This is a genomic window from Qipengyuania intermedia, assembly GCF_019711615.1.
Lineage (GTDB): Bacteria > Pseudomonadota > Alphaproteobacteria > Sphingomonadales > Sphingomonadaceae > Qipengyuania > Qipengyuania intermedia.
Genome location: NZ_JAIGNS010000002.1, coordinates 1,096,877 through 1,116,714 on the forward strand (window position 1 = coordinate 1,096,877; position 19,838 = coordinate 1,116,714).

General features: G+C 62.9%; 18 protein-coding genes. 13 read left to right on the forward strand and 5 right to left on the reverse strand.

Annotated features, from left to right (window positions below; translation table 11 throughout):
* Window positions 1-15: 15 nt before the first annotated feature.
* The 3 genes from K3179_RS11710 to K3179_RS11720 form a co-directional block, all read right to left on the reverse strand.
* Window positions 16-501, reverse strand: coding sequence for a GNAT family N-acetyltransferase (locus tag K3179_RS11710; protein WP_221565327.1), 486 nt, complete (start codon window positions 499-501; stop codon window positions 16-18).
* Entirely contained in the window at window positions 498-971 is a 474-nt protein-coding gene (locus tag K3179_RS11715) for a vgr related protein (RefSeq protein ID WP_221565635.1), read from the reverse strand. The genes K3179_RS11710 and K3179_RS11715 overlap by 4 nt, the downstream gene beginning before the upstream one ends.
* 62 nt (window positions 972-1,033) lie before the next feature.
* Entirely contained in the window at window positions 1,034-1,516 is a 483-nt protein-coding gene (locus K3179_RS11720; RefSeq protein WP_221565329.1) for a copper chaperone PCu(A)C, read from the reverse strand.
* A 179-nt stretch (window positions 1,517-1,695) separates the two neighbouring features.
* On the opposite strand from K3179_RS11720, the gene dnaK reads away from it, so the two are divergent.
* The gene (dnaK, locus tag K3179_RS11725) at window positions 1,696-3,621 is read left to right on the forward strand and encodes a molecular chaperone DnaK (protein ID WP_221565331.1); all 1,926 of its coding nucleotides are present in this window, start codon (window positions 1,696-1,698) and stop codon (window positions 3,619-3,621) included.
* Between the two features lie 78 nt (window positions 3,622-3,699).
* On the forward strand, window positions 3,700-4,827 hold the full coding sequence (dnaJ, locus tag K3179_RS11730) for a molecular chaperone DnaJ (RefSeq protein ID WP_221565333.1): 1,128 nt from the start codon (window positions 3,700-3,702) through the stop codon (window positions 4,825-4,827).
* On the opposite strand, the gene K3179_RS11735 is transcribed toward dnaJ, so the two are convergent.
* Window positions 4,824-7,139 (reverse strand): patatin-like protein, encoded by a 2,316-nt coding sequence (locus K3179_RS11735; protein WP_221565335.1) that lies wholly within the window; start codon window positions 7,137-7,139, stop codon window positions 4,824-4,826. The genes dnaJ and K3179_RS11735 overlap by 4 nt on opposite strands.
* Window positions 7,140-7,211: 72 nt before the next feature.
* On the opposite strand from K3179_RS11735, the gene radA reads away from it, so the two are divergent.
* The 9 genes from radA (at window position 7,212) to K3179_RS11780 (ending at window position 17,373) form a co-directional block, all read left to right on the forward strand.
* A complete protein-coding gene (gene radA / locus K3179_RS11740; RefSeq protein WP_221565337.1) occupies window positions 7,212-8,579 on the forward strand; it encodes a DNA repair protein RadA in 1,368 nt (455 codons plus the stop codon).
* A 14-nt stretch (window positions 8,580-8,593) separates the two neighbouring features.
* Window positions 8,594-9,133, forward strand: a complete 540-nt coding sequence (locus tag K3179_RS11745; protein ID WP_221565339.1) for a CvpA family protein — start codon at window positions 8,594-8,596, stop codon at window positions 9,131-9,133.
* Entirely contained in the window at window positions 9,130-9,558 is a 429-nt protein-coding gene (locus tag K3179_RS11750; protein ID WP_221565341.1) for an iron-sulfur cluster assembly scaffold protein, read from the forward strand. The genes K3179_RS11745 and K3179_RS11750 overlap by 4 nt, the downstream gene beginning before the upstream one ends.
* A 58-nt stretch (window positions 9,559-9,616) precedes the next feature.
* A complete protein-coding gene (locus tag K3179_RS11755; RefSeq protein WP_221565637.1) occupies window positions 9,617-11,218 on the forward strand; it encodes an MFS transporter in 1,602 nt (533 codons plus the stop codon).
* Complete coding sequence (gene alr, locus K3179_RS11760; protein WP_221565343.1) at window positions 11,211-12,254, forward strand: alanine racemase; 1,044 nt, start codon at window positions 11,211-11,213, stop codon at window positions 12,252-12,254. Before K3179_RS11755 ends, alr begins: the two co-directional genes overlap by 8 nt.
* Window positions 12,255-12,322: 68 nt before the next feature.
* Window positions 12,323-12,880, forward strand: coding sequence for a polyhydroxyalkanoate synthesis repressor PhaR (gene phaR / locus K3179_RS11765; RefSeq protein WP_221565346.1), 558 nt, complete (start codon window positions 12,323-12,325; stop codon window positions 12,878-12,880).
* A 44-nt stretch (window positions 12,881-12,924) separates the two neighbouring features.
* Window positions 12,925-14,466 (forward strand): proline--tRNA ligase, encoded by a 1,542-nt coding sequence (proS, locus tag K3179_RS11770; protein WP_221565348.1) that lies wholly within the window; start codon window positions 12,925-12,927, stop codon window positions 14,464-14,466.
* A 42-nt stretch (window positions 14,467-14,508) separates the two neighbouring features.
* Window positions 14,509-16,806: a ribonuclease R gene (gene rnr, locus K3179_RS11775; protein WP_221565350.1), complete on the forward strand. Its 2,298-nt coding sequence runs from the start codon at window positions 14,509-14,511 to the stop codon at window positions 16,804-16,806.
* Window positions 16,807-16,857: 51 nt separating this feature from the next.
* Complete coding sequence (locus tag K3179_RS11780) at window positions 16,858-17,373, forward strand: peroxiredoxin-like family protein (protein WP_221565352.1); 516 nt, start codon at window positions 16,858-16,860, stop codon at window positions 17,371-17,373.
* A 3-nt stretch (window positions 17,374-17,376) separates the two neighbouring features.
* Here the strand turns inward: K3179_RS11780 and K3179_RS11785 are convergent, their stop codons facing one another.
* Window positions 17,377-17,829: a universal stress protein gene (locus tag K3179_RS11785; protein ID WP_221565354.1), complete on the reverse strand. Its 453-nt coding sequence runs from the start codon at window positions 17,827-17,829 to the stop codon at window positions 17,377-17,379.
* 129 nt (window positions 17,830-17,958) lie between these two features.
* Between K3179_RS11785 and K3179_RS11790 the strand changes: the two genes are divergently transcribed.
* Together K3179_RS11790 and K3179_RS11795 are read left to right on the forward strand one after the other, a co-directional pair.
* Window positions 17,959-19,266: a pyruvate dehydrogenase complex dihydrolipoamide acetyltransferase gene (locus tag K3179_RS11790; RefSeq protein ID WP_221565356.1), complete on the forward strand. Its 1,308-nt coding sequence runs from the start codon at window positions 17,959-17,961 to the stop codon at window positions 19,264-19,266.
* Between the two features lie 108 nt (window positions 19,267-19,374).
* Window positions 19,375-19,818, forward strand: a complete 444-nt coding sequence (locus K3179_RS11795; protein WP_221565358.1) for a hypothetical protein — start codon at window positions 19,375-19,377, stop codon at window positions 19,816-19,818.
* Window positions 19,819-19,838 lie beyond the last annotated feature (20 nt).

The following is a 19,838-nucleotide window of genomic DNA, read 5'->3' on the forward strand; positions in this document are numbered from 1 at the left end:
ATAGTCCCGTCGCGGCTAAAGATCGCGAACCATCTGCAGATTGCACCGCGCATAGGGCGTGTGCCGCAATTCGTGAGCTTCGAGAGCCCTGAACCCTTTGCGCTGATAAAGGCGGGTAGCGGGCTCAAGGCGGGAATTCGTCTCCAGCCAGAGGGCATCGGCACGCCGGCCCTTGGCAATTTCGATGAGCCGGTCAAGAATAGCGGAACCCAGACCCTGTCCCTGTGCCGAAGGATCGGTCGCCATCTTCACGACCTCGAGCCATTTGCGCCCGTCTGACGGCACCTCGTGCGGGACGGCGAGAGCGCCGCAGCCGACAACGCGCCCTTCCAGTTCGGCAAGCACGATGGCTCCCCCAGGGTCGAGCAGGGAGGTGACCGGATTTTCCAGCTGGCGGCGGTCGCTTTCCTCGACGCCGAAATATTCCTCGATCCAGCGCAGGTTGAGGGCCGCGAAGACAGCCTCGTCGCCCGACCTGAAATCCCTCACGAGAACGGTCATCCATCTGCTCCGGGAAAATTGACGAGCAGGTCGTAGGCGGATTTGTCGCCAACCCCAGCTATCCTCATGCCATTACGTAGCCAGAAAGCGTGTTTGACGATCTCGGCCTGCTGTTCGATGCCGTATCGTTCAAGCGCCCAGCCGGGCCTAAGCGAATAGTCGTATCGCGCCCAGGGCATGCGCCGGGTCACCAGATACCATTCGCCCCGCGTCTGGGTCTGCCATACGTGGACCATCTCATGGATGAAGAGGCCTTGCCGCCGCAGGTCGGCTGCCGAAAAATCATCGCAATAGTTCTCGGACGCGGGATGGAAATGTAGGTGACCCCTTGGTGCCATCGTGACCCGGCGAGGCTGGAAGGGAAACCATTTGCGCCGACGGATCGTGACGCGCGCATAGTCGATGACCGTCCCCAAAACGCTCCGCGCTAGCGCTATCTCTCCGGCCGTAAGAGGCCGCTGGCCGCCGATCTCGCAGGTTGCGGGAACGGCGGCATCATGGCTCTCTATGTCGAGTGTGTCGCGCGGATCGCTCAGCGCTCGTCCCCAGCAGCCTGTATCGGAACGGTGAAGGTGGCCGATTTGCCGCCCGCAACGGTGAGGGTCATGGCGGTTTCGCTACCCGCGACGAGATCGGGCGAGAGGTCGAACACCATGACATGGAGGCCGCCCGGCTCGAACTTCAGGGTAGCTCCGGCCTGCACCGCCTGCGGACCGGTTTCACTCATCTCCATATTGCCATTCATCTCGATCGTGCCGTGGACCTCGGTCTTGCCGGCACCGTCGACCTCGGCCTTACGAACAGCAACGCCGCGATCGCCATTGTTGACGAGATCGAAATAGATTGCGGCGGGATTTCCGGCGACCGCCGGCAGGACCATGCGCGCGTTCTCGACCGTCAGCCCTGCCGCATCGCTCGTGGCGGAGGACTGCGCTTCTTCTTCCGCGCCTCCACAGGCGGCGAGTGCAAGGCTGGAGCCCGCAAGCAGGGCTGCGGCGAAAACGGGTTTGATCATTGTGGAAATTCCCTCCTGTTGATGGCGCAAAAAACTAGCGGGGGACCTCCCTTGTGCCAAGAAAAACCGCACCTATATCGCTCGGGTAACACACCACTCGAATGAGCCGCCGACCGGTTCCGCCTCTCGTGGGGGACCAGAAGTGCGGTGTCCAACAATGTGAAACTTATGGGGAAACCATGGCTAAAGTAATCGGTATCGACCTCGGCACCACCAACAGCTGCGTCGCCGTGATGGACGGCGGCAAGCCGAAGGTCATCGAAAATTCTGAAGGCGCGCGTACCACGCCTTCCATCGTCGCCTTCACCAAGGACGGCGAACGCCTCATCGGTCAGCCGGCCAAGCGCCAGGCAGTGACCAATCCGGACAATACGGTTTTCGCGGTGAAGCGCCTGATCGGCCGCCGCTTCGATGACCCGGTGACCAAGAAGGACACCGAGCTGGTCCCCTATGACATCGTCAAGGGCAAGAACGGCGATGCCTGGGTCAAGGCCGGCGGCGAAGAATATTCGCCCAGCCAGATTTCCGCTTTCATCCTGCAGAAGATGAAGGAAACCGCCGAGAGCTATCTCGGCGAGAAGGTCGAGCAGGCCGTCATCACCGTTCCCGCATACTTCAACGACGCGCAGCGCCAGGCAACCAAGGATGCCGGCCAGATCGCAGGTCTCGAAGTGCTGCGCATCATCAACGAGCCGACTGCGGCCGCGCTCGCCTACGGTCTCGACAAGGAAGACGGCAAGACCATCGCAGTCTACGATCTTGGCGGCGGTACCTTCGACGTTTCGATCCTGGAGATCGGCGACGGCGTCTTCGAAGTGAAGTCGACCAATGGCGACACCTTCCTGGGCGGTGAAGACTTCGACAGCGCAATCGTCGAATGGCTGGCCGACCAGTTCAAGAAGAAGGAAAATATGGACCTGCGGACCGACAAGCTCGCTCTGCAGCGCCTCAAGGAAGCGGCGGAAAAGGCCAAGATCGAGCTGAGCTCGGCCCAGACCACCGAAGTGAACCTGCCGTTCATCACGGCGCGCATGGAAGGTGGTTCGTCCACCCCGCTGCACCTTGTCGAAACGATCAGCCGCGCGGACCTTGAAAAGATGGTCGGCGACCTCATCCAGCGCACGCTCGAGCCGTGCAAGAAGGCATTGGCCGATGCCGGCGTCTCCAAGGACGAGATCGACGAAGTCATCATGGTCGGCGGGATGACCCGCATGCCGAAGGTGCGCGAAGTGGTCGAAGGCTTCTTCGGCTCCAAGCCGCACACCGGCGTGAACCCCGACGAAGTCGTGGCCATGGGTGCTGCCATCCAGGCCGGCGTCCTCCAGGGCGACGTGAAGGACGTGCTGCTGCTCGACGTGACCCCGCTGTCGCTGGGCATTGAGACGCTCGGCGGCGTGTTCACGCGCATGATCGATCGCAACACCACGATCCCGACCAAGAAGACGCAGACCTACTCGACCGCTGAAGACAACCAGCAGGCCGTGACGATCCGCGTGTTCCAGGGCGAACGCGAGATGGCTGCCGACAACAAGTTGCTCGGCCAGTTCGACCTCGTGGGCATTCCCGCTGCACCGCGCGGCGTGCCGCAGATCGAGGTGACCTTCGACATCGACGCCAACGGCATCGTGAACGTCAGTGCAAAGGACAAGGGTACCGGCAAGGAACAGCAGATCCGGATCCAGGCATCCGGCGGTCTGACCGACGCCGATATCGAGCAGATGGTCCAGGACGCGGAAAAGTTCGCGGACGAAGACAAGAAGCGCAAGGAAGGTGCCGAGGCCCGCAACCAGGCCGACAGCCTCGTCCATGCCACCGAGAAGCAGCTCGAAGAGCATGGCGACAAGATCGAAGCTTCGCTGAAGAGAGAAGTCGAGGAGAAGGTCGCGGCGCTCAAGACCGCTCTCGAAGGTGACGATGCAGCAGACATCAACGCCAAGGCCCAGGATCTGTCGCAGAGCGCGATGAAGATGGGTCAGTCGATCTACGAGCAGGAGCAGGCCAAGGCTTCGGCCGATGCTCCGAGCGAAGACGGCGGCGATGCGGGCAATGACGAAGAAGTCGTCGATGCCGAATTCTCCGAAGTCGACGAAGACGCGAAGAACTAAGGCTCCTGATGAAAACCCCGACCGCCATCGGTGCGAAATGCGCCGGTGGCGGTTGGATTTTCAGCAGGCGGGATCATCATGTCAGCTACTGAAATCGACTTTTACGAATTACTCGGCGTCAGCCGGGATGCGGATGGCGCGACGATCAAGTCCGCTTATCGCAAGCTCGCGATGAAGCACCATCCGGACCGCAATCCCGGGTGCGCCGAGAGCGAGAACACATTCAAGGCGGTCAGCGCCGCTTATGAATGCCTCAAGGACCCGCAGAAACGCGCAGCCTACGACCGCTTCGGTCACGAGGCCTTCACGCAGGGAATGCAGGGCGGGGGCGGCCACGGCCACCCGGGCGCCGACTTCGGCGATATCGGCGATATCTTCGAGACCATTTTCGGCAGCGCCTTCGGTGGCGGTGGCCGGGCGCAGCCGCGGCGCGGGGCAGACCTGCGCTACGACATGGAGGTCACTCTCGAAGAGGCTTTCGACGGTAAATCGACCGAGATCGAAATCGAAGTCAGCCGTTCGTGCGAGACTTGTCACGGCAGCGGCGCGACGCCGGGCACGCAGAAGCGGACCTGCAATTTGTGCTCTGGGCAGGGGAAGGTCCGTGCAAAGCAGGGCTTCTTCGTCGTCGAACGGCCCTGTCCCAACTGCCACGGCGATGGCGAGATCATCACCAGTCCCTGCAGGGATTGTCGCGGCGAAGGTCAGGTCGACGTTCCGCAAAAGATCGAGATCGACATCCCCCCGGGCGTCGATACCGGCACGCGCATCCGCCTCTCGGGCAAGGGCGAGGCCGGTCCGCGCGGCGCGGCACCGGGCGATCTCTACATCTTCGTCCATGTAAAGCAGCATCCGATCTTCGTGCGCGAAGGAACGACGCTGGCGACGCGGGTGCCGATCAGCTTTACGAAGGCTGCTCTTGGCGGTTCGATCGATATTCCCGGCCTGGATGGCGAGGAAATCACGCTCGAAATTCCCGCCGGTATCCAGTCCGGCAGGCAGCTGCGTCAGCGCGGCGCGGGGATGCCCATCCTCCAGGGGCGCGGTCGCGGAGACATGGTGGTGGAAATCGCCGTCGAAACCCCGACCAAGTTGAGCAAGCAACAGCGCGAAATTCTTGAGCAATTCCGCGAAACAGAGACCGGTGACGAATGCCCCGAAAGCCGGGGTTTCTTCAACAAGATCAAGGAAGTGTTCGGCGGTTAGACCAAGCGTTCGAGGACTTCGGACCGTATCTGATCGAGGAGGCCGCGGGCACATCGCCCTGCGGCCTCTTCTTCGTCCAGAATGGCGAGAAAAGCCTTCTTCTTGAAACTCCTGACCACCAGCTCGCCGGGAGCATGGTCTACGGTCGAGCACACGAGATCGATCATCCGCTCCGCCCCATGCAGGCGCCCCCACAGGTAATCGTTTTCGCGATAGGACCGGCTGAAGAACGCACCGAAATTGTAGAACTCGATCCCGCGCAATGTGGCCCGTGTTCCGCCCTCGCGGATGCTGCGCGCATCATCGGGACTGATGCGGTCCACCTTCACCGGATCGAATTCCGTGAAGCCTTCGTTGCGCAGCAGCGGCAATGTGGCGACGTCGTAGAACGGGAAACCGAGATAGGCGAACAGCATCCGCCGCTTCAGATTGGCAGGCATGGCTTGCAACGCCTCCGCCAGCATCTCCTCCGCCTTGTCGTCGGTATCGATCAGCAGGCGCTTGCTTTCGATGGTGTCGAGCACCGTGCCCGGATCGCCCAACACGCTCTGCGCCACGTCGTGGAAATCATCGCCAAGCGAGGCGAGGCCTTCTTTCTCGAAATATAGCGAGAGAATGGAATAGATCGCATCCCGCCCGTGTTCCAGAGCGTCGTCGGAAATCTCCGGATCGGCTTCCCAATCGCGCGCCAGCCTGCGGGCGAGCAGACGCAAACGCCTGATGCGAAAGCCGATATCGTGTTCGCGGAAGAACCCGATCGCTTCGCTGGTCGCTCCGCCGTTTCCGCTCGACAACGTCGTGAGCCCGCGGCGCAGCAATTCCTCGCGGAGGACTTCCTCGACCGCAAGATGGTCGGGCAAGTGAAGCGAAGGCGCCGCATCATACGCAAGCTTAGCCAGCCGCGAGACTATGCCGCTGAGTTTTGCCTGCGCGTAGGAATGGAAGGCGTAGCCCGCCTGCTCCGCCGCGGCTTGCTGCGCTTTCTGGCGCCAGGCTTTCAGGCGTTTGGGCGTTGGCCTGTCGAGGAAGAGCGTGCGTCCGAACAGCCGCTCGACCGTCGCGTCGACTTCGGGACGCAGCGCGGCGACGATCCGCTGCAATCGCTCAGCCTCGCGGCTCTGTTCGTCCAATTGTTCGAGGTTGTCCCGAATGGGCTGTTCGCGCGGGATCGTGGAAAGCGAACCGAAGATGGCCGAAAAGAACCCGACATCGCGCGACGCACGATCATCGCGCGAACCAAACCTGTCGGGGCGCGGATCGACATAGACGAAGCGGCGGTCGACCTCTCTCTGGGCCGGTCTTCCGCGGAGCGCTGCCATAGCCCCGCCGAAAGGCTTGTTCACCAGTACCGAGCCATCGATCAGCGACACCGTATCGGTATCGCCGCGCATCACATGGATCGGCATGATGGTGTCGAGAAATTCCCCGCGGCTAGCCCAATCGCGGCCACTGTCCTTCGCCAGCCGGTCGATCTCTTCGACCTTGAGGGGCGGAAAGGCGCCGGGAAAGCTGGCCGTGGCACGCGCGGCAAAGACCAGCTCCAACGGATTGGCGAGATCTTTCCCGCCAGTGCCGGGCACCCTGCTGCGCATCGAGATAGGCAGGCGGTGTTCGGTATCCTCAACCACCGGCGGACTGTTTAGGCGAAGCAGCTCCAGATAGCCGTGAAAATCGGTCGTCGTGACGAACAGGTCGAGCGGATGGCCCGGAGGTAGCAAGGGAGCCTCGATAGGCGCATCGGCCATGGCGCTGAAGGCGCGCTCGAGCAGTTTCGAGAACCCTAGGCCGGAAAAGGGGGGCTCGAACCACCTCCCACGGATCAGGTGCGATACCTTGCGTCTTACTTCCGCCCGCGTTTCCGGCGCGACTTCTTCGGCAATTTCGGTGCCCGGACGGCTGAGTATGAAGGTCGCGAGCGGCTGCGCCCAGAACTTGCCTCCTCGCCATCGCAGACGCGCATCGGGATCGGTCAGCTCATCCACATCGGCGACCTCGAGCCAGAGGTCGGTCAGCGGTTCGAGGCTTTGCCCGGAATGAATGGCCTGCGCGAGGAAGACGGCGTTGATCCCACCCGCGCTCGCACCGCTCATGATGTCCGGAATGATACGCAGGCGGAGTTCGTGATCCTCCTCGATCGCAGCGAGCATCTCGCGATAGACCGCATCGACACCGGATGAAGAAGGTGCGCCCGAATGATAATCGCGACTGGCCCGCGCGAGGTGCCACAATTCGCGTGTGACCCCGTGCATGTAGACCGCCAGGCTGACCCCGCCGTAGCAGACAAGCGCGATCCGAAGTTCTTTTTGCCGCATCGCCGATGCTTGTGCACACTCGACGTCGCATTGGCAATTGCGTTCCGCAAATGTTCCGTCTAGCCAACCCACATGGCCAAACCGAAGAAACGTTATGTCTGTCAGGCTTGTGGCGGTGTTTCGCACCGCTGGCAGGGGCAGTGCGCCGACTGCGCGGAATGGAACACGCTGGTCGAAGATGCGCCGGCTACAGTGTTCTCCCTGAAGCATGACCTGTCGAGCGGGGGCAGGGCCGTCGAATTCGTGGATCTCGACAAGCCGGGCGAAATGCCGGTGCGGCAAAAGACGGGGCTTGCCGAATTCGACCGTGCCCTAGGCGGCGGCCTCGTTCCGGGCAGCGCGATTCTGATGGGCGGCGATCCCGGTATCGGCAAGTCGACACTGCTGTTGCAGGCCGCGGCCAAGGTGGCGCGGGAAGGGCACGGCGTCGTCTACGTCAGCGGCGAGGAAGCGGCAGGCCAGGTGCGTATGCGTGCGGCTCGCCTTGGCCTCTCCGATGCGCCGGTCAAACTCGCGGCGGCGACCGGTGTGCGCGACATCCTGACCACTCTCGGGACGATGGAGCCGCCGAAGTTCCTCGTGATCGATTCCATCCAGACCATGCACTCCGACACGATCGAGGGTGCGCCGGGCACGGTCAGCCAGGTGCGTGGCTGTGCCTTCGAATTGATCCGCTACGCCAAGGAAAACGGTGTCGCGCTGGTGTTGGTCGGCCATGTGACCAAGGACGGTAACATCGCTGGCCCCCGTGTGCTGGAACACATGGTCGATGTGGTGATGAGCTTCGAAGGCGAGCGCAGCCACCAGTACCGCATCCTGCGTGCGCTCAAGAACCGCTTCGGCGCAGTCGACGAGATCGGCGTGTTCGCCATGGCGGGGGAAGGCTTGGAAGAGGTCGAGAACCCTTCGATGCTGTTCCTTTCCGGCCGCGACCAGCAGATGGCCGGAAGCGCGGTTTTCCCGGCGATGGAAGGGACACGGCCCGTCCTCGTCGAAATCCAGGCCCTGATCGTGCGGCTCCAATCGGGTGCAACGCCCCGCCGTGCGGTAGTAGGCTGGGACAGTGGCCGCCTCGCCATGCTGCTGGCCGTGCTGGAATCGCGCTGCGGTCTCAATTTCAGTTCCGCCGAAGTCTATCTCAACGTGGCGGGGGGTTATCGCCTGTCGGATCCCGCCGCAGACCTTGCCGTTGCAGCAGCCCTGGTAAGCGCGCTTGCGGACAAGCCCTTGCCCGACCGCAGCGTGTGGCTCGGGGAAGTGAGCCTTTCGGGCGAGGTGCGCCCCGTTGCCCATGGCGGTATCCGCATGCGCGAAGCAGCCAAGCTCGGATTCAAGGCCGGTTTCGGCCCAGCCGATGAAAAGACCGCTTCGTCAGACTTGGATTACAAGGGTTTGGGACAACTCGCCAACCTCGTTGACCGGGTCATGGCGACGCAATAAACCGATTGCCGTCTATGACGGGATTTGACTACATCGTTCTGCTCATCGTCGGGCTTGCGGCCATCGGCGGGTTTTCGCGTGGTTTCATGCAGGAAGTCCTGTCGCTCGCAGCCTGGGTGCTGGCGGCATTCGCGATCCGCTTCCTCCACACACCGCTGACGTTGGCGATGCAGGAAGTGCTGGGGACGGGCATCGCGGTCTCCGTCCTTGCCTTCGCGCTGCTCCTTCTCATTCCCTATGCCGCGATGAAAGTAATTGCGAACAATGTAGGGAAAGCCTCGCGCAATTCCATCCTCGGCCCGATCGACCGCGTCCTTGGTTTCGGCTTCGGGGCTATCAAGGGGTTCGTGATCGTAGTGATCGCCTTCTCGTTGCTGGTCCTCGGCTATGACAGCGTGTGGGATTACCGTGGGCGGCCGGCCTGGATCACCACCGCGGCGACCTATGAATTCGTGGACGGCGGTTCTCGCACCATGGTCGAAGTGCTGGCCGAACGCCGCGCGCGCCTGCTCGGCGAAGAACGCGCCGCAGAAGAAGCGGCTGAAGAAGAGTGACCCGCCCGCCGGGAGGCGCGCTCTATTCGCCTGCCTTCCTGGCGCTGGCGGTGGAACTGTCCCGCTACCCTTACGATGAGAACGCGCCCCGTCAGGGTGAGGCCGTTTCGCGCACCTGTGGCAGCTCGATCCGCATCTCCTTTCACGACGAGTTCCGCCCCCTTGGCCTGCAGGTCACGGCCTGCGCCGTTGGTCAGGCCGCGGCTGCGATCTTCGCCCGGCACTGCGGGGCAAGGGACACCGCAGACATGGCCGGTATAACGGACGCTATCGAGCGCTGGCTCGCGGGCGCCTCGTCCATGCCGGAGTGGCCGGAGCTCGAACTGCTCGAGCCTGCGCGCGCCTATCCTGGGCGTCACGGAGCCATCCTCCTCCCGTGGAGAGCCGCCGCCGATGCGCTAGGCAAGGCAGGCGGCACTCGCTAAGCCTGCGCGCATAACAGGACATTTGGGGAGTAGGGCATTGTCTTCAGGCGAAGAGATCATGCAGCGGGAGCCGACCGAGAAGGAAATCCGCCTCGTCATCGCGGCCAGCAGCGCTGGCACGATCTTCGAATGGTACGATTTCTTCATCTACGGAACGCTGGCGGGCCTGATTGGAGCGGCGTTCTTCCCTAGCGACAACGAAACGCTTCAGGTCCTCCTCGTATGGGCCGGTTTCGCCGTCGGTTTCGGTTTCCGTCCGCTTGGCGCAATCCTGTTCGGCTTCCTCGGAGACAGGCTGGGGCGCAAATACACCTTCCTCGTGACCGTGACCCTGATGGGTATCGCGACGGCGGGGGTCGGCCTTATCCCGAGCGCTGCGAGCATCGGTCTTGCCGCCCCGATCATCGTGATCTGCTTGCGTATCCTGCAGGGCCTCGCCCTTGGCGGAGAATACGGCGGCGCTGCGATTTATGTGGCCGAGCACGCGCCGCCCGAGAAGCGCGGCTTTTACACCAGCTTCATCCAGGCGAGCGTGGTCGGTGGTTTCGTCCTTTCGATCATCGTCGTGATCGCTTGTCGCGCACTCATTCCGGCGGACGATTTTGCCGCATGGGGCTGGCGCATCCCGTTCCTGCTGTCGATCGTGCTGCTCGGCATCTCGCTATGGATGCGGCTCAAGCTGTCCGAAAGCCCGGTGTTCCAGGCGATGAAGGCGGCAGGCGAAACCTCTGCCAACCCGTTCAAGGAAAGCCTTACCTATCCGGGCAATCCCAAGCGCATTTTCGTGGCGCTGTTCGGGATTACGGGCATCCTGACGACCATCTGGTACACCGCCTTCTTCTCCGGTCTGTCGTTCCTGCGCGGGCCGATGCGCGTGGAAGAAGGGATCGTGGAGTGGATGCTGCTGATCGCGGGCACCATTTCGATGAGCTTCTATGTCATCGTCGGGAAGTGGTCCGACAGGGTGGGGCGCAAGAAGCCGATCATTATCGGCGCTATCGCATCGCTTGTCCTGCTGTTCCCGATCTTCTGGGGTATGGGCGCGCTTGCCAATCCCGGCCTCAACCAGAGCGCCGATGCTGCACCCGTGACCGTCAGCGGAGCGGCGTGCGAATATGATCCTTTCGCGGAAGTGCAGACGAGTGCCTGTGGCCGCGTCCTGCAGGACCTGACCGCACTCGGCGTACCTTACGCCATCGACGGCACCTCTTCGGCGACGATTGTCTCGGTCGGGGGCGCGGCGAACGATTACGGGGCACTTGCCGATACGGATCGCCGTGCGTCGATCCAGGGCTGGCTCGAAGGGGCGGGCTACAATTTCGAGCGCCAGACGCCGCCGCTGTTCAGCATCCTCGGGATTATCGGCCTCCTGCTGGTCTGCGGAATGCTGTCTGCGCTAACCTATGGCTCCGTTGCGGCGCTGCTGTGCGAGATGTTCCCGGCGCGCATCCGCTATTCCTCCATGTCGATCCCCTACCACATCGGGGCCGGCTATCTCGGCGGATTCCTCCCGCTGATCGCGGGATACATCGTGGCGATGACGGGTAACGTCTACTCGGGCCTGTGGTATACGATTGCTATCGTTGCGTTCGGCCTGGTCGTCGCCTGGTGGGGTATTCCCGACGGGCCACCGAAGGATTTCAAAGACGCGCATGGCTGATGCACCTCCGCCGACGCTCAGGCTCGACATCGACCGCGAAGCGCTTGCACATAACTGGCGCGCGCTGGACAGGCTCAGCGGCTCCGCGCGTGCCGGCGCGGCGGTAAAGGCCGACTGTTACGGGCTTGGCGTTGAGAATTGCGTGCCGACGCTCGTCGAGGCCGGCTGCCGCGATTTCTTCGTTGCGCACTGGAGCGAGGTTGCGCCGCTCCTGCCCCTGGTTCCGGCGGAACGGATCGCGGTCCTGCATGGCCCGTTGACGGTGGAAGAGGCCTCCTATGCGAGGCAGACCGGGGTGCGCCCTGTCATCGACAGCCTCCGGCAAGCGAAGCTGTGGACCGACAGCGGTGGCGGGCCCTGCCACCTGATGGTGGACACCGGGATCAACCGGCTCGGCATAAGTGTATCGGAAGTGTCGGAACCGGCAGTGCAGGCTCTCGAGGTAGAAGTCCTCCTTAGCCACCTGGCGTGTGCCGACGAAGACAGTCCCATGAACGCGCGCCAGCTGGCCGATTTCCGGGCGATCGCATCCTCGATCGACCACACGGCCCTCAGCCTTGCGAACAGTGCCGGAATAGCGCTGGGATCGGACTATCACTTCGACCTCACGCGGCCGGGCCTGTCGCTCTATGGCGGCGTCCCGCGTGAGGAATTGGCGGGTCATATAAAGCAGGTCGCACGCCCGAAGGCAGCGATCATCCAGACACGAAACCTGAAGGCCGGCGAAGCTGTCGGCTATAACGCAACCTTCACCGCAGCTGCCGAAATGCGCATCGGCGTCCTCTCGCTAGGTTATGCCGACGGCATCCTACGTGCATGGGGCGGGGCGAGCTTCCGCTATGGCGATCTGGCGCTACCGATCCTGGGCAAAGTGTCGATGGACATGATTATCATTGACCTTTCCGATACCAGGGAACTGGGCGAGGGCGACTGGGTCGAACTGCCTTATCACCTGCCCGATGCTGCGCGGCAAACCTCTGTTTCACAATATGAACTGCTTACCGTTCTGGGACACCGCTTCGATCGTTCCGCCTAACGTGTTGCGCTGCACATTGTGCGCCTGCTAAGCATGGCTGCAACGCACAATAGGGGAAGAGGCAATTCATGGCGAAACGCACCGCAGAGGGCGAACCGATCATCATCAAGAAGTACGCCAACCGGCGGCTCTACAACACCGACACCAGCAGTTACATCACGCTGGACGATCTGGCGAAGATGGTTCGCGAAAACGTCGACTTCCAAGTGGTCGATGCAAAGAGCGGTGATGACATCACGCACACGATCCTCACCCAGATCATCGTCGAGGAAGAAAGCCAGGGCGGCCAGCAGATGCTCCCCGTCAGTTTCCTGCGCGACCTGATCTCCATGTACGGCAATTCGATGCAGGCGATGATGCCGAGCTATCTCGAAGCCAGCATGGCCAATTTCCGCAAGAACCGCGAACAGATCCAGGCAGCATTTGCCAAGGGTATCGAAGCCAACCCGCTGGCCAAGATGGCCGAGGCCAATTTCAAGATGATGCAGAACGCCGCCGAGGCCTTCATCCCGGGCTCGCTCAAGACAGGGTCCAAGTCCGCCAAGCCGGACCAGTCTGCAGAACTCGCCCAGATGCGCACCCAGATGGCTGAAATGCAGAAGAAGCTGGACGAATTGAGCAAATAATTGCATCGGCCCGCGCCGAAACCCACCAGATACAGGAATTACCCGTGGCCCAGATCCGCCATGCCTTGAACACCACGCGCGCCGACGATTTCGCAGCATGGTATCAGGACGTCATCTCTTCCGCCGAAATGGCCGAGGAATCGGGCGTTCGCGGCTGCATGGTCATTCGCCCTTGGGGTTACGGCATCTGGGAACGCATGCAGCGCCTGCTGGATGACCGGATCAAGGCGACGGGCCATTCCAACGCCTATTTCCCGATCTTCATCCCGCTCTCCAATTTCGAGCGTGAGGCGGAACACGTCGAGGGCTTCGCCAAGGAAATGGCGGTCGTGACGCACCACCGCCTGATCGCGGGCAAGGATGGCGGCCTCGTGCCCGATCCCGAAGCCAAGCTCGAAGAGCCGCTGGTGGTTCGTCCGACGTCGGAAACGATCATCGGCGATGCCATGGCGCGCTGGGTGCAAAGCTGGCGCGACCTGCCGCTGAAGCTCAACCAATGGGCCAATGTGGTGCGCTGGGAAATGCGCACCCGCATGTTCCTGCGCACGAGCGAATTCCTCTGGCAGGAAGGCCATACCGCCCATGCCGACGAGGCAGAGGCGAAAGACCACACGCTCACCATGCTGGAAGTCTATCGCGCCTTTGCGGACGAAGATTTGGCGCTGGCGGTGATCCCGGGCGAGAAGCCGGAGAACGAGCGTTTTCCCGGTGCGGTCGAGACCTGGTCGATCGAAGCGATGATGCAGGACGGCAAGGCTCTTCAGGCCGGCACAAGCCACTATCTCGGCACGAACTTCTCCGAGGCCAGCGGGATCAAATACCAGAACAAGGACGGCGGCGAGAGCCTCTGCCATACCACCAGCTGGGGCGTTTCGACGCGGATGGTCGGCGGCGTCATCATGACGCATGGCGACGATGACGGCCTGCGCCTGCCCCCGAAGATCGCCCCGCAGCAGGTGGTCATACTGCCCATGTTGCGTGACAAGCCCGAAGACGAGGCGCTGATCGACTATTGCGAGGCTCTGCGCGCCACGCTCGCTTCGCAGCACGTACTGGGTGAGCCACTGCGCGTGCTCCTCGATACGCGTCCGGGCAAGGCTGCCGCCAAGCGCTGGGATTATGTGCGCAAGGGTGCCCCGATCATCATCGAGGTCGGCGGCCGCGACATGGAGAACGGCGTCGTCAGCCTGCTTCGCCGCGACAGGCTGTGGAACGAGGAAAACGGCAAGCCCGCCTTCCAGACTCCCACGCGCGAGATCGCGGGCCAGACCGTGCCCGACATCCTTGCCAATATGCAGGCCAGCCTGCTGACCGAAGCGCAGGAGCGCCGCGAGGCCAACATCACGCGCGGTGTCACGGATTTTGCCGAGGTCGAGCAGTTCTTCTCCGCCTCGCGTTATCCGGGTTGGGTCGAGGTCCAGTGGTCCAAGCCGACCGGAGCCGAACTGGAACAAGTGGTCGAGCGGCTGAAGGCATTGAAGCTCACCATGCGCAACGTACCGATCGGCGCGGCACCGGTGGACGGCGAGTGCATCTTTACCGGCAAACCGGCCACCGAACGCGTCCTGCTCGCCAAGGCATACTGACGCCCCGTGACATGGGGACCATGCGTACCCATATGGCGTCTCATGAAAAAACATAATCGAACCGGGCGGCCACAGGGTCTCCCGAGCAAAGAACAGATAATCGAATTTATCCAGGGGTCGCCGACCCCCGCCGGCAAACGCGAAATCGCGAAGGCGTTCGGCTTGAAGGGCCAGGAAAAGATCGCGCTGAAAAAGCGCCTCAAGGACATGGCCGAAGAAGGCCTGATCGACGGCAAGCGCACCGCCTACCACCGCATGGGCGGCGTACCGAAAGTGACCGTGCTGAAAGTTCTCGAAATCGAGGACGGCGAACCGATTGCCGTGCCCGAAAGCTGGGATCCGGACAGCAAGGAAAAGGCCCCGCGCCTAACGGTCAAGGAAAGCAAGAAGGTCGCGGCCCTCAAACGCGGCGATCGCTTCCTTGCGCGAACCGAAGAGAAGCCGCGCGGTTGGATCGCCCATCCGATGAAGAAGCTGCCCGCACGCACCGAAGGCCTGATGGGCGTCGTCGAGATCGACGGCGGCGGCAAGGCATGGCTCGCGCCGGTGGACAAGCGTGTCCGCAATTCATCGCCGATCTCGGACCTTGGCGGGGCGGAAGAGGGCGATCTCGTGCTGGCGGAAAAGGCCGGCAAGTCGGCCCGTTCCGCGGTCAAGGTCGTCGAGGTGATTGGCGACCCGCTCGCTCCCAAGAGTTTCAGCCTGATTGCCATCGCCAAGCACGGCATCCCCCACATCTTCCCCGAAGAGGCGCTGGAGGAGGCGCAGCAGGTGGCGCAGCTCCCCTTGAGCGAGGACAAACGCGAAGACCTGCGGAACGTCCCCATCATCGCCATCGACCCTGCCGATGCGCGCGACCATGACGATGCAATCTGGGCAGAGCCCGACGGGAAGGGCGGCTACCGCGCCATCGTCGCCATTGCCGACGTCAGCTTCTACGTGCGGCCGGGCGGTGCGCTCGACCGCGAGGCGCGCAAGCGCGGCAATTCGGTCTATTTCCCCGACCGCGTCGTGCCGATGCTGCCGGAAATCCTCAGCGCCAATGTGTGCTCCCTCGTCGAGGGCGAGGACCGGGCGGCAATGGCCTGCCACATCTCCATTTCGCCCGAAGGCAAGGTGACCGACTGGCGCTTTACCCGCGCCATCGTGAGGCTTGCCTCGAACACGGCCTATGAGGACGCGCAGAAGGCTATCGACGATGGCAGTGCAGACGATACGCTCAAACATCTCTGGGGCGCGTGGGATTTGCTGCACAAGGCGCGCGAAGCCCGCGATCCGCTGGACCTCGAACTGCCAGAGCGCCAGGTCCGCCTCAATGACGAGGGCGTGATCGAGGAAATCGCCGTGCGCGAACGCCTCGACGCGCACCGCGTCGTGGAAGATTTCATGATCGCGGCCAATGTCGCGGCGGCGAAGGCGCTGGAAGCGAAGAAGGCCCCGGTCGTCTACCGGGTCCATGAAACGCCGAGCCGCGAGAAGCTCGTCGCATTCAAGGAATATCTTGCCACGCAGGGCCGCAATTTCGCGCTCGGACAGGTCATCACACCCGGCCTTTTCAACCGGATGCTGAAGGACATCGGCGATCCGGCGGAAAAGGCGCTGATCATGGAAGCGGTGCTACGCAGCCAGACGCAAGCCTATTACGGTCCGGCCAATGCCGGGCATTTCGGTCTCGCGCTCGGCAGCTATGCGCACTTTACCTCGCCCATTCGCCGCTATGCCGACCTTCTGGTCCACCGCGCGCTGGTCGATGCGTACCATCTCGAACAGCCCAAGCCCAAGGGCGACATCCCGCCTGCCTCGGGCCTTTCGGACCGTGACAGGACTGCGCTCAGCCAGATCACCGATGCCATCAGCCAGACCGAACGCCGCGCGATGGAGGCAGAGCGCGACACGATCGACCGCTATGTCGCCTCATGGCTTTCCGGCCGGGTAGGCGAGACGTTCGACACGCGGATCACCGGTGTGCAGGGCTTCGGCTTCTTCGCCACCATCGAGAACCTCGGGGGCGACGGGCTGGTCCCGGTGTCCACCCTGGGCCGCGAATATTTCCGCTATGACGAGGCGGCCCGCCAGCTTGTGGGCGAAAACAGCGGCAAAACCTATGCCGTGGGCGACCGGCTCAAGCTCAAGCTGGCGGAATCGAACCCCCTGACAGGGGCCTTGAAGTTCGAAGTCCCGGAAAGCGACGGCTCGCCTATCGAAAAACGAGGGGACCGCCCGCCTCCCCTCAAAAAGAAACCGCTGGCCAAGGGCAAGGGCGCCCCGCGCCAGAAGCACCAGACCGGCCAGCGCGGACGCCCGAAGAACATCCGGCACCAGGGTAGGAAGAAGAAGTAGCGGAACGGGCACCGGGGTACGTCCATTGATCCGGTGAAGGAGATAGCCAGAATGCTCGTACCCGGACAGCCCGTTCCAGACCTCGACCTGCCCCTGACCATCGATGCGCGTTTCGAACTGTCGAAACAGTCGCCCGACAGCTTCACCATGCTCGTGTTCTATCGCGGCAAGCACTGCCCGATCTGCAAGAAATACCTCACCGAACTGGGGTCCAAGCTCGGCAAGTTCACTGAGAAGGGCATCAATGTCTTTGCCGTCTCGATGGACAGCCCCGAGCGCGCGCAGGTCAGTCACGAGGAATGGGACACGGGAGACCTTCCGCTCGCCCATTCGCTGAGCGAGGAGAAGGCTCGCGAGTACGGCCTCTATATCTCGGAAAAGCGGGAAGGCAGCGAAGAACCCCAGCGATTCAGCGAACCTGGCCTCTTCGTCGTAAAACCCGACGGTACGCTTCACTTCGCCGTGGTCCAGAGCGCGCCTTTCACGCGCCCCGATCTCGACGACCTGCTAAGCGGCCTGACCTATACTCTGGAGAACGATTACCCGACGCGCGGCACGCTTACCTGATCGTCAGGCGAGGGCGTCCAGCTGCTCGCGCGTGAGTTTGCCCGGCACGATGTAAAGTGGGCAGGGCAGTTCGCTGGCGCGGGCGGAGAAATGCTGGACCAGCGGGTCTTTTCCCCCGTCCTTCGTGGTGCCAAGCACCAGGGCGGCGACTTCGCCGTGCTCTTCGAGATAGGTCCGGATGACATCCGCAGGTGCGCCGGGACGAACCGCGATCACCGGCATCTTGCCCATTTCGCCGAAGATATTGCCCGCCGCGCTATTGGCGAGCACTTCCGCACGCTCGCGCGCTTCCTGCTCGATCGTCGCCTGCACGCCGCCGAAGGCATTGAAGGTCTGCTGTGGCACCAGAGCCAGGATATGCACTGAGCCGTTGGTTTTCATCGCGCGCAGCGATGCAAAGCGCAGCGCCTGTTTCGATTCTTCGGTTTCGTCCATCACGACCAGATAGATACGCATGCCCGGTTCCCCTCTTCTGGCAGGGGCCTATCCGGTAATTCGTATTCTGCGCAAGGACCTTGCGGCGGCGGCGCATTTTGGCCAGAGGTCCTAGCAACAGTATTTCCAGCGAGGACGTAACGTCAGCACATGCCCACGCCGATCAAGATGCCCGCCCTTTCCCCGACCATGGAAGAAGGCACGCTCGCCAAATGGCTCGTGAAGCCGGGCGACAAGGTCGAAGCCGGCGACATCATGGCGGAAATCGAAACCGACAAGGCGACGATGGAATTCGAAGCCGTGGACGAAGGCACCATCGCCTCGATCGCGGTTGAAGAGGGCACCGAGGGTGTAAAGGTCGGCACGGTGATCGCCATGCTCGCCGAAGAGGGCGAGGATCTGGAGGCGGCCGCAGCGGCTGCTCCCGCCGATGGCGAGGAAAAGGCCGATGAAGGCAAAGCCGAGGAAGCGCGCGAGGAAAAGGTCGAGCAGGAAGAGAAGCGCACCGAAGCTCCCGCTCCGGCTCCCGCACCCGCTCCTGCAGCGAAGAAGTCCGACGATGGCGGCCGCATCAAGGCGTCGCCGCTTGCGCGCCGGATTGCCGAGGACAAGGGGCTGGACCTGTCGTCCATCAAGGGCTCGGGCCCCAATGGCCGCATCGTGAAGGCCGACGTCGACGATGCGAAACCCGGCGCTGCGCCAGCAAAGGAAGCCGCCGCTCCCGCGCCTGCTCCGGCAAAGCCCGCGACACAGGGCGGCGATCTCGACGCTCCTTACGAAGCGCAGAAGCTCAACAATGTCCGCAAGGTCATCGCGCGCCGCCTCACCGAGGCGAAGCAGACAATCCCGCACATCTACCTCACCGTGGACGTGCGCCTCGATGCGCTGCTCAAGCTGCGCAGCGAGCTCAACAAGAGCCTCGAGGCTGACGGCATCAAGCTGTCGGTCAACGACCTGCTGATCAAGGCACAGGCCCGCGCGCTGCAGCGCGTGCCGCTGTGCAATGTCAGCTTCCAGGGCGACGAGCTCTACCAGTACACACGCGAGGATATCTCGGTCGCCGTGGCCGCGCCTTCGGGCCTGATCACTCCGATCATCCGCGATGCGGGCCGCAAGGGCCTCGCGCAGATCAGCACCGAGATGAAGGAGCTTGCGGGCAAGGCACGCGACGGCAAGCTGCAGCCGCATGAATTCCAGGGCGGCACCGCCTCGCTCTCCAACCTAGGCATGTTCGGCACCAAGCAGTTCGACGCCGTGATCAACCCGCCGCAGGCGATGATCCTCGCGGTCGGCGCGGGCGAGCAGCGCCCGCATGTCATCGATGGCGCACTCGGCATCGCCACCGTTATGAGCGCCACCGGCAGCTTCGACCACCGCGCCATCGACGGCGCGGACGGCGCGCAATTCATGCAGGCCTTCCAACAGCTGGTCGAAAACCCGATGGGGCTGGTGGTTTGAGTTCAAACCGGAATCGCCTCCGCCGCAATCCCGGACACAAATCCACGTCCACATGGTTCGTTTGATAAAGGGCGGGCACACCGGTCGCCTGTTTTGAGGAGATACACCATGATCCGCACAGCATTCGCCGTTCCGGCGCTCGCGCTGGCACTCGCAGCCTGTTCGCAGGAAGCCGAAGAAGTACAAGCCGATGGCGAAGTCGCTACCGCGCCTGCTGACGCGACCGTCGCTGCCCGCCCCGTCATGTATGGCGGTGAAGCGAACATGGATGCGTGCGGCTCTGCTGGAACCGTGGGCGCGCTCGACACGCTGGAAGGCCAGGTCCTTACCGTGCACTCAGCCCCCGATGCCACTGCCGAAGAAACCGACCTGCTCCAGCCGGGACAGCTCGTTTCGATCTGCGAGAACGAGGGTGACTGGGTCGGCGTTGTCTATTCCAAGAATGCTGCCGACTGCGGAACCGGAACGCCGGTTGCGGATCGCCGCGCCTACGACGGCCAGTGCCAGTCGGGGTGGATCGACGGCTCTTACCTCACCAACCAGGCGGGTTGATCCGCTTGGCACGGGAACCC

Bases quoted from the DNA above. Each gene is read 5' to 3' on its own strand.
- phaR (WP_221565346.1), top strand. From the start codon at position 12,323: ATGGCGAAACGCACCGCAGAGGGCGAACCGATCATCATCAAGAAGTAC.
- K3179_RS11790 (WP_221565356.1), top strand. From the start codon at position 17,959: ATGCCCACGCCGATCAAGATGCCCGCCCTTTCCCCGACCATGGAAGAA.
- K3179_RS11720 (WP_221565329.1), bottom strand. From the start codon at position 1,516: ATGATCAAACCCGTTTTCGCCGCAGCCCTGCTTGCGGGCTCCAGCCTT.
- K3179_RS11795 (WP_221565358.1), top strand. From the start codon at position 19,375: ATGATCCGCACAGCATTCGCCGTTCCGGCGCTCGCGCTGGCACTCGCA.
- dnaJ (WP_221565333.1), top strand. From the start codon at position 3,700: ATGTCAGCTACTGAAATCGACTTTTACGAATTACTCGGCGTCAGCCGG.
- K3179_RS11710 (WP_221565327.1), bottom strand. From the start codon at position 501: ATGACCGTTCTCGTGAGGGATTTCAGGTCGGGCGACGAGGCTGTCTTC.
- K3179_RS11755 (WP_221565637.1), top strand. From the start codon at position 9,617: ATGCAGCGGGAGCCGACCGAGAAGGAAATCCGCCTCGTCATCGCGGCC.
- dnaK (WP_221565331.1), top strand. From the start codon at position 1,696: ATGGCTAAAGTAATCGGTATCGACCTCGGCACCACCAACAGCTGCGTC.
- alr (WP_221565343.1), top strand. From the start codon at position 11,211: ATGGCTGATGCACCTCCGCCGACGCTCAGGCTCGACATCGACCGCGAA.
- K3179_RS11785 (WP_221565354.1), bottom strand. From the start codon at position 17,829: ATGCGTATCTATCTGGTCGTGATGGACGAAACCGAAGAATCGAAACAG.
- K3179_RS11735 (WP_221565335.1), bottom strand. From the start codon at position 7,139: ATGCGGCAAAAAGAACTTCGGATCGCGCTTGTCTGCTACGGCGGGGTC.
- radA (WP_221565337.1), top strand. From the start codon at position 7,212: ATGGCCAAACCGAAGAAACGTTATGTCTGTCAGGCTTGTGGCGGTGTT.
- rnr (WP_221565350.1), top strand. From the start codon at position 14,509: ATGAAAAAACATAATCGAACCGGGCGGCCACAGGGTCTCCCGAGCAAA.
- K3179_RS11745 (WP_221565339.1), top strand. From the start codon at position 8,594: ATGACGGGATTTGACTACATCGTTCTGCTCATCGTCGGGCTTGCGGCC.
- K3179_RS11780 (WP_221565352.1), top strand. From the start codon at position 16,858: ATGCTCGTACCCGGACAGCCCGTTCCAGACCTCGACCTGCCCCTGACC.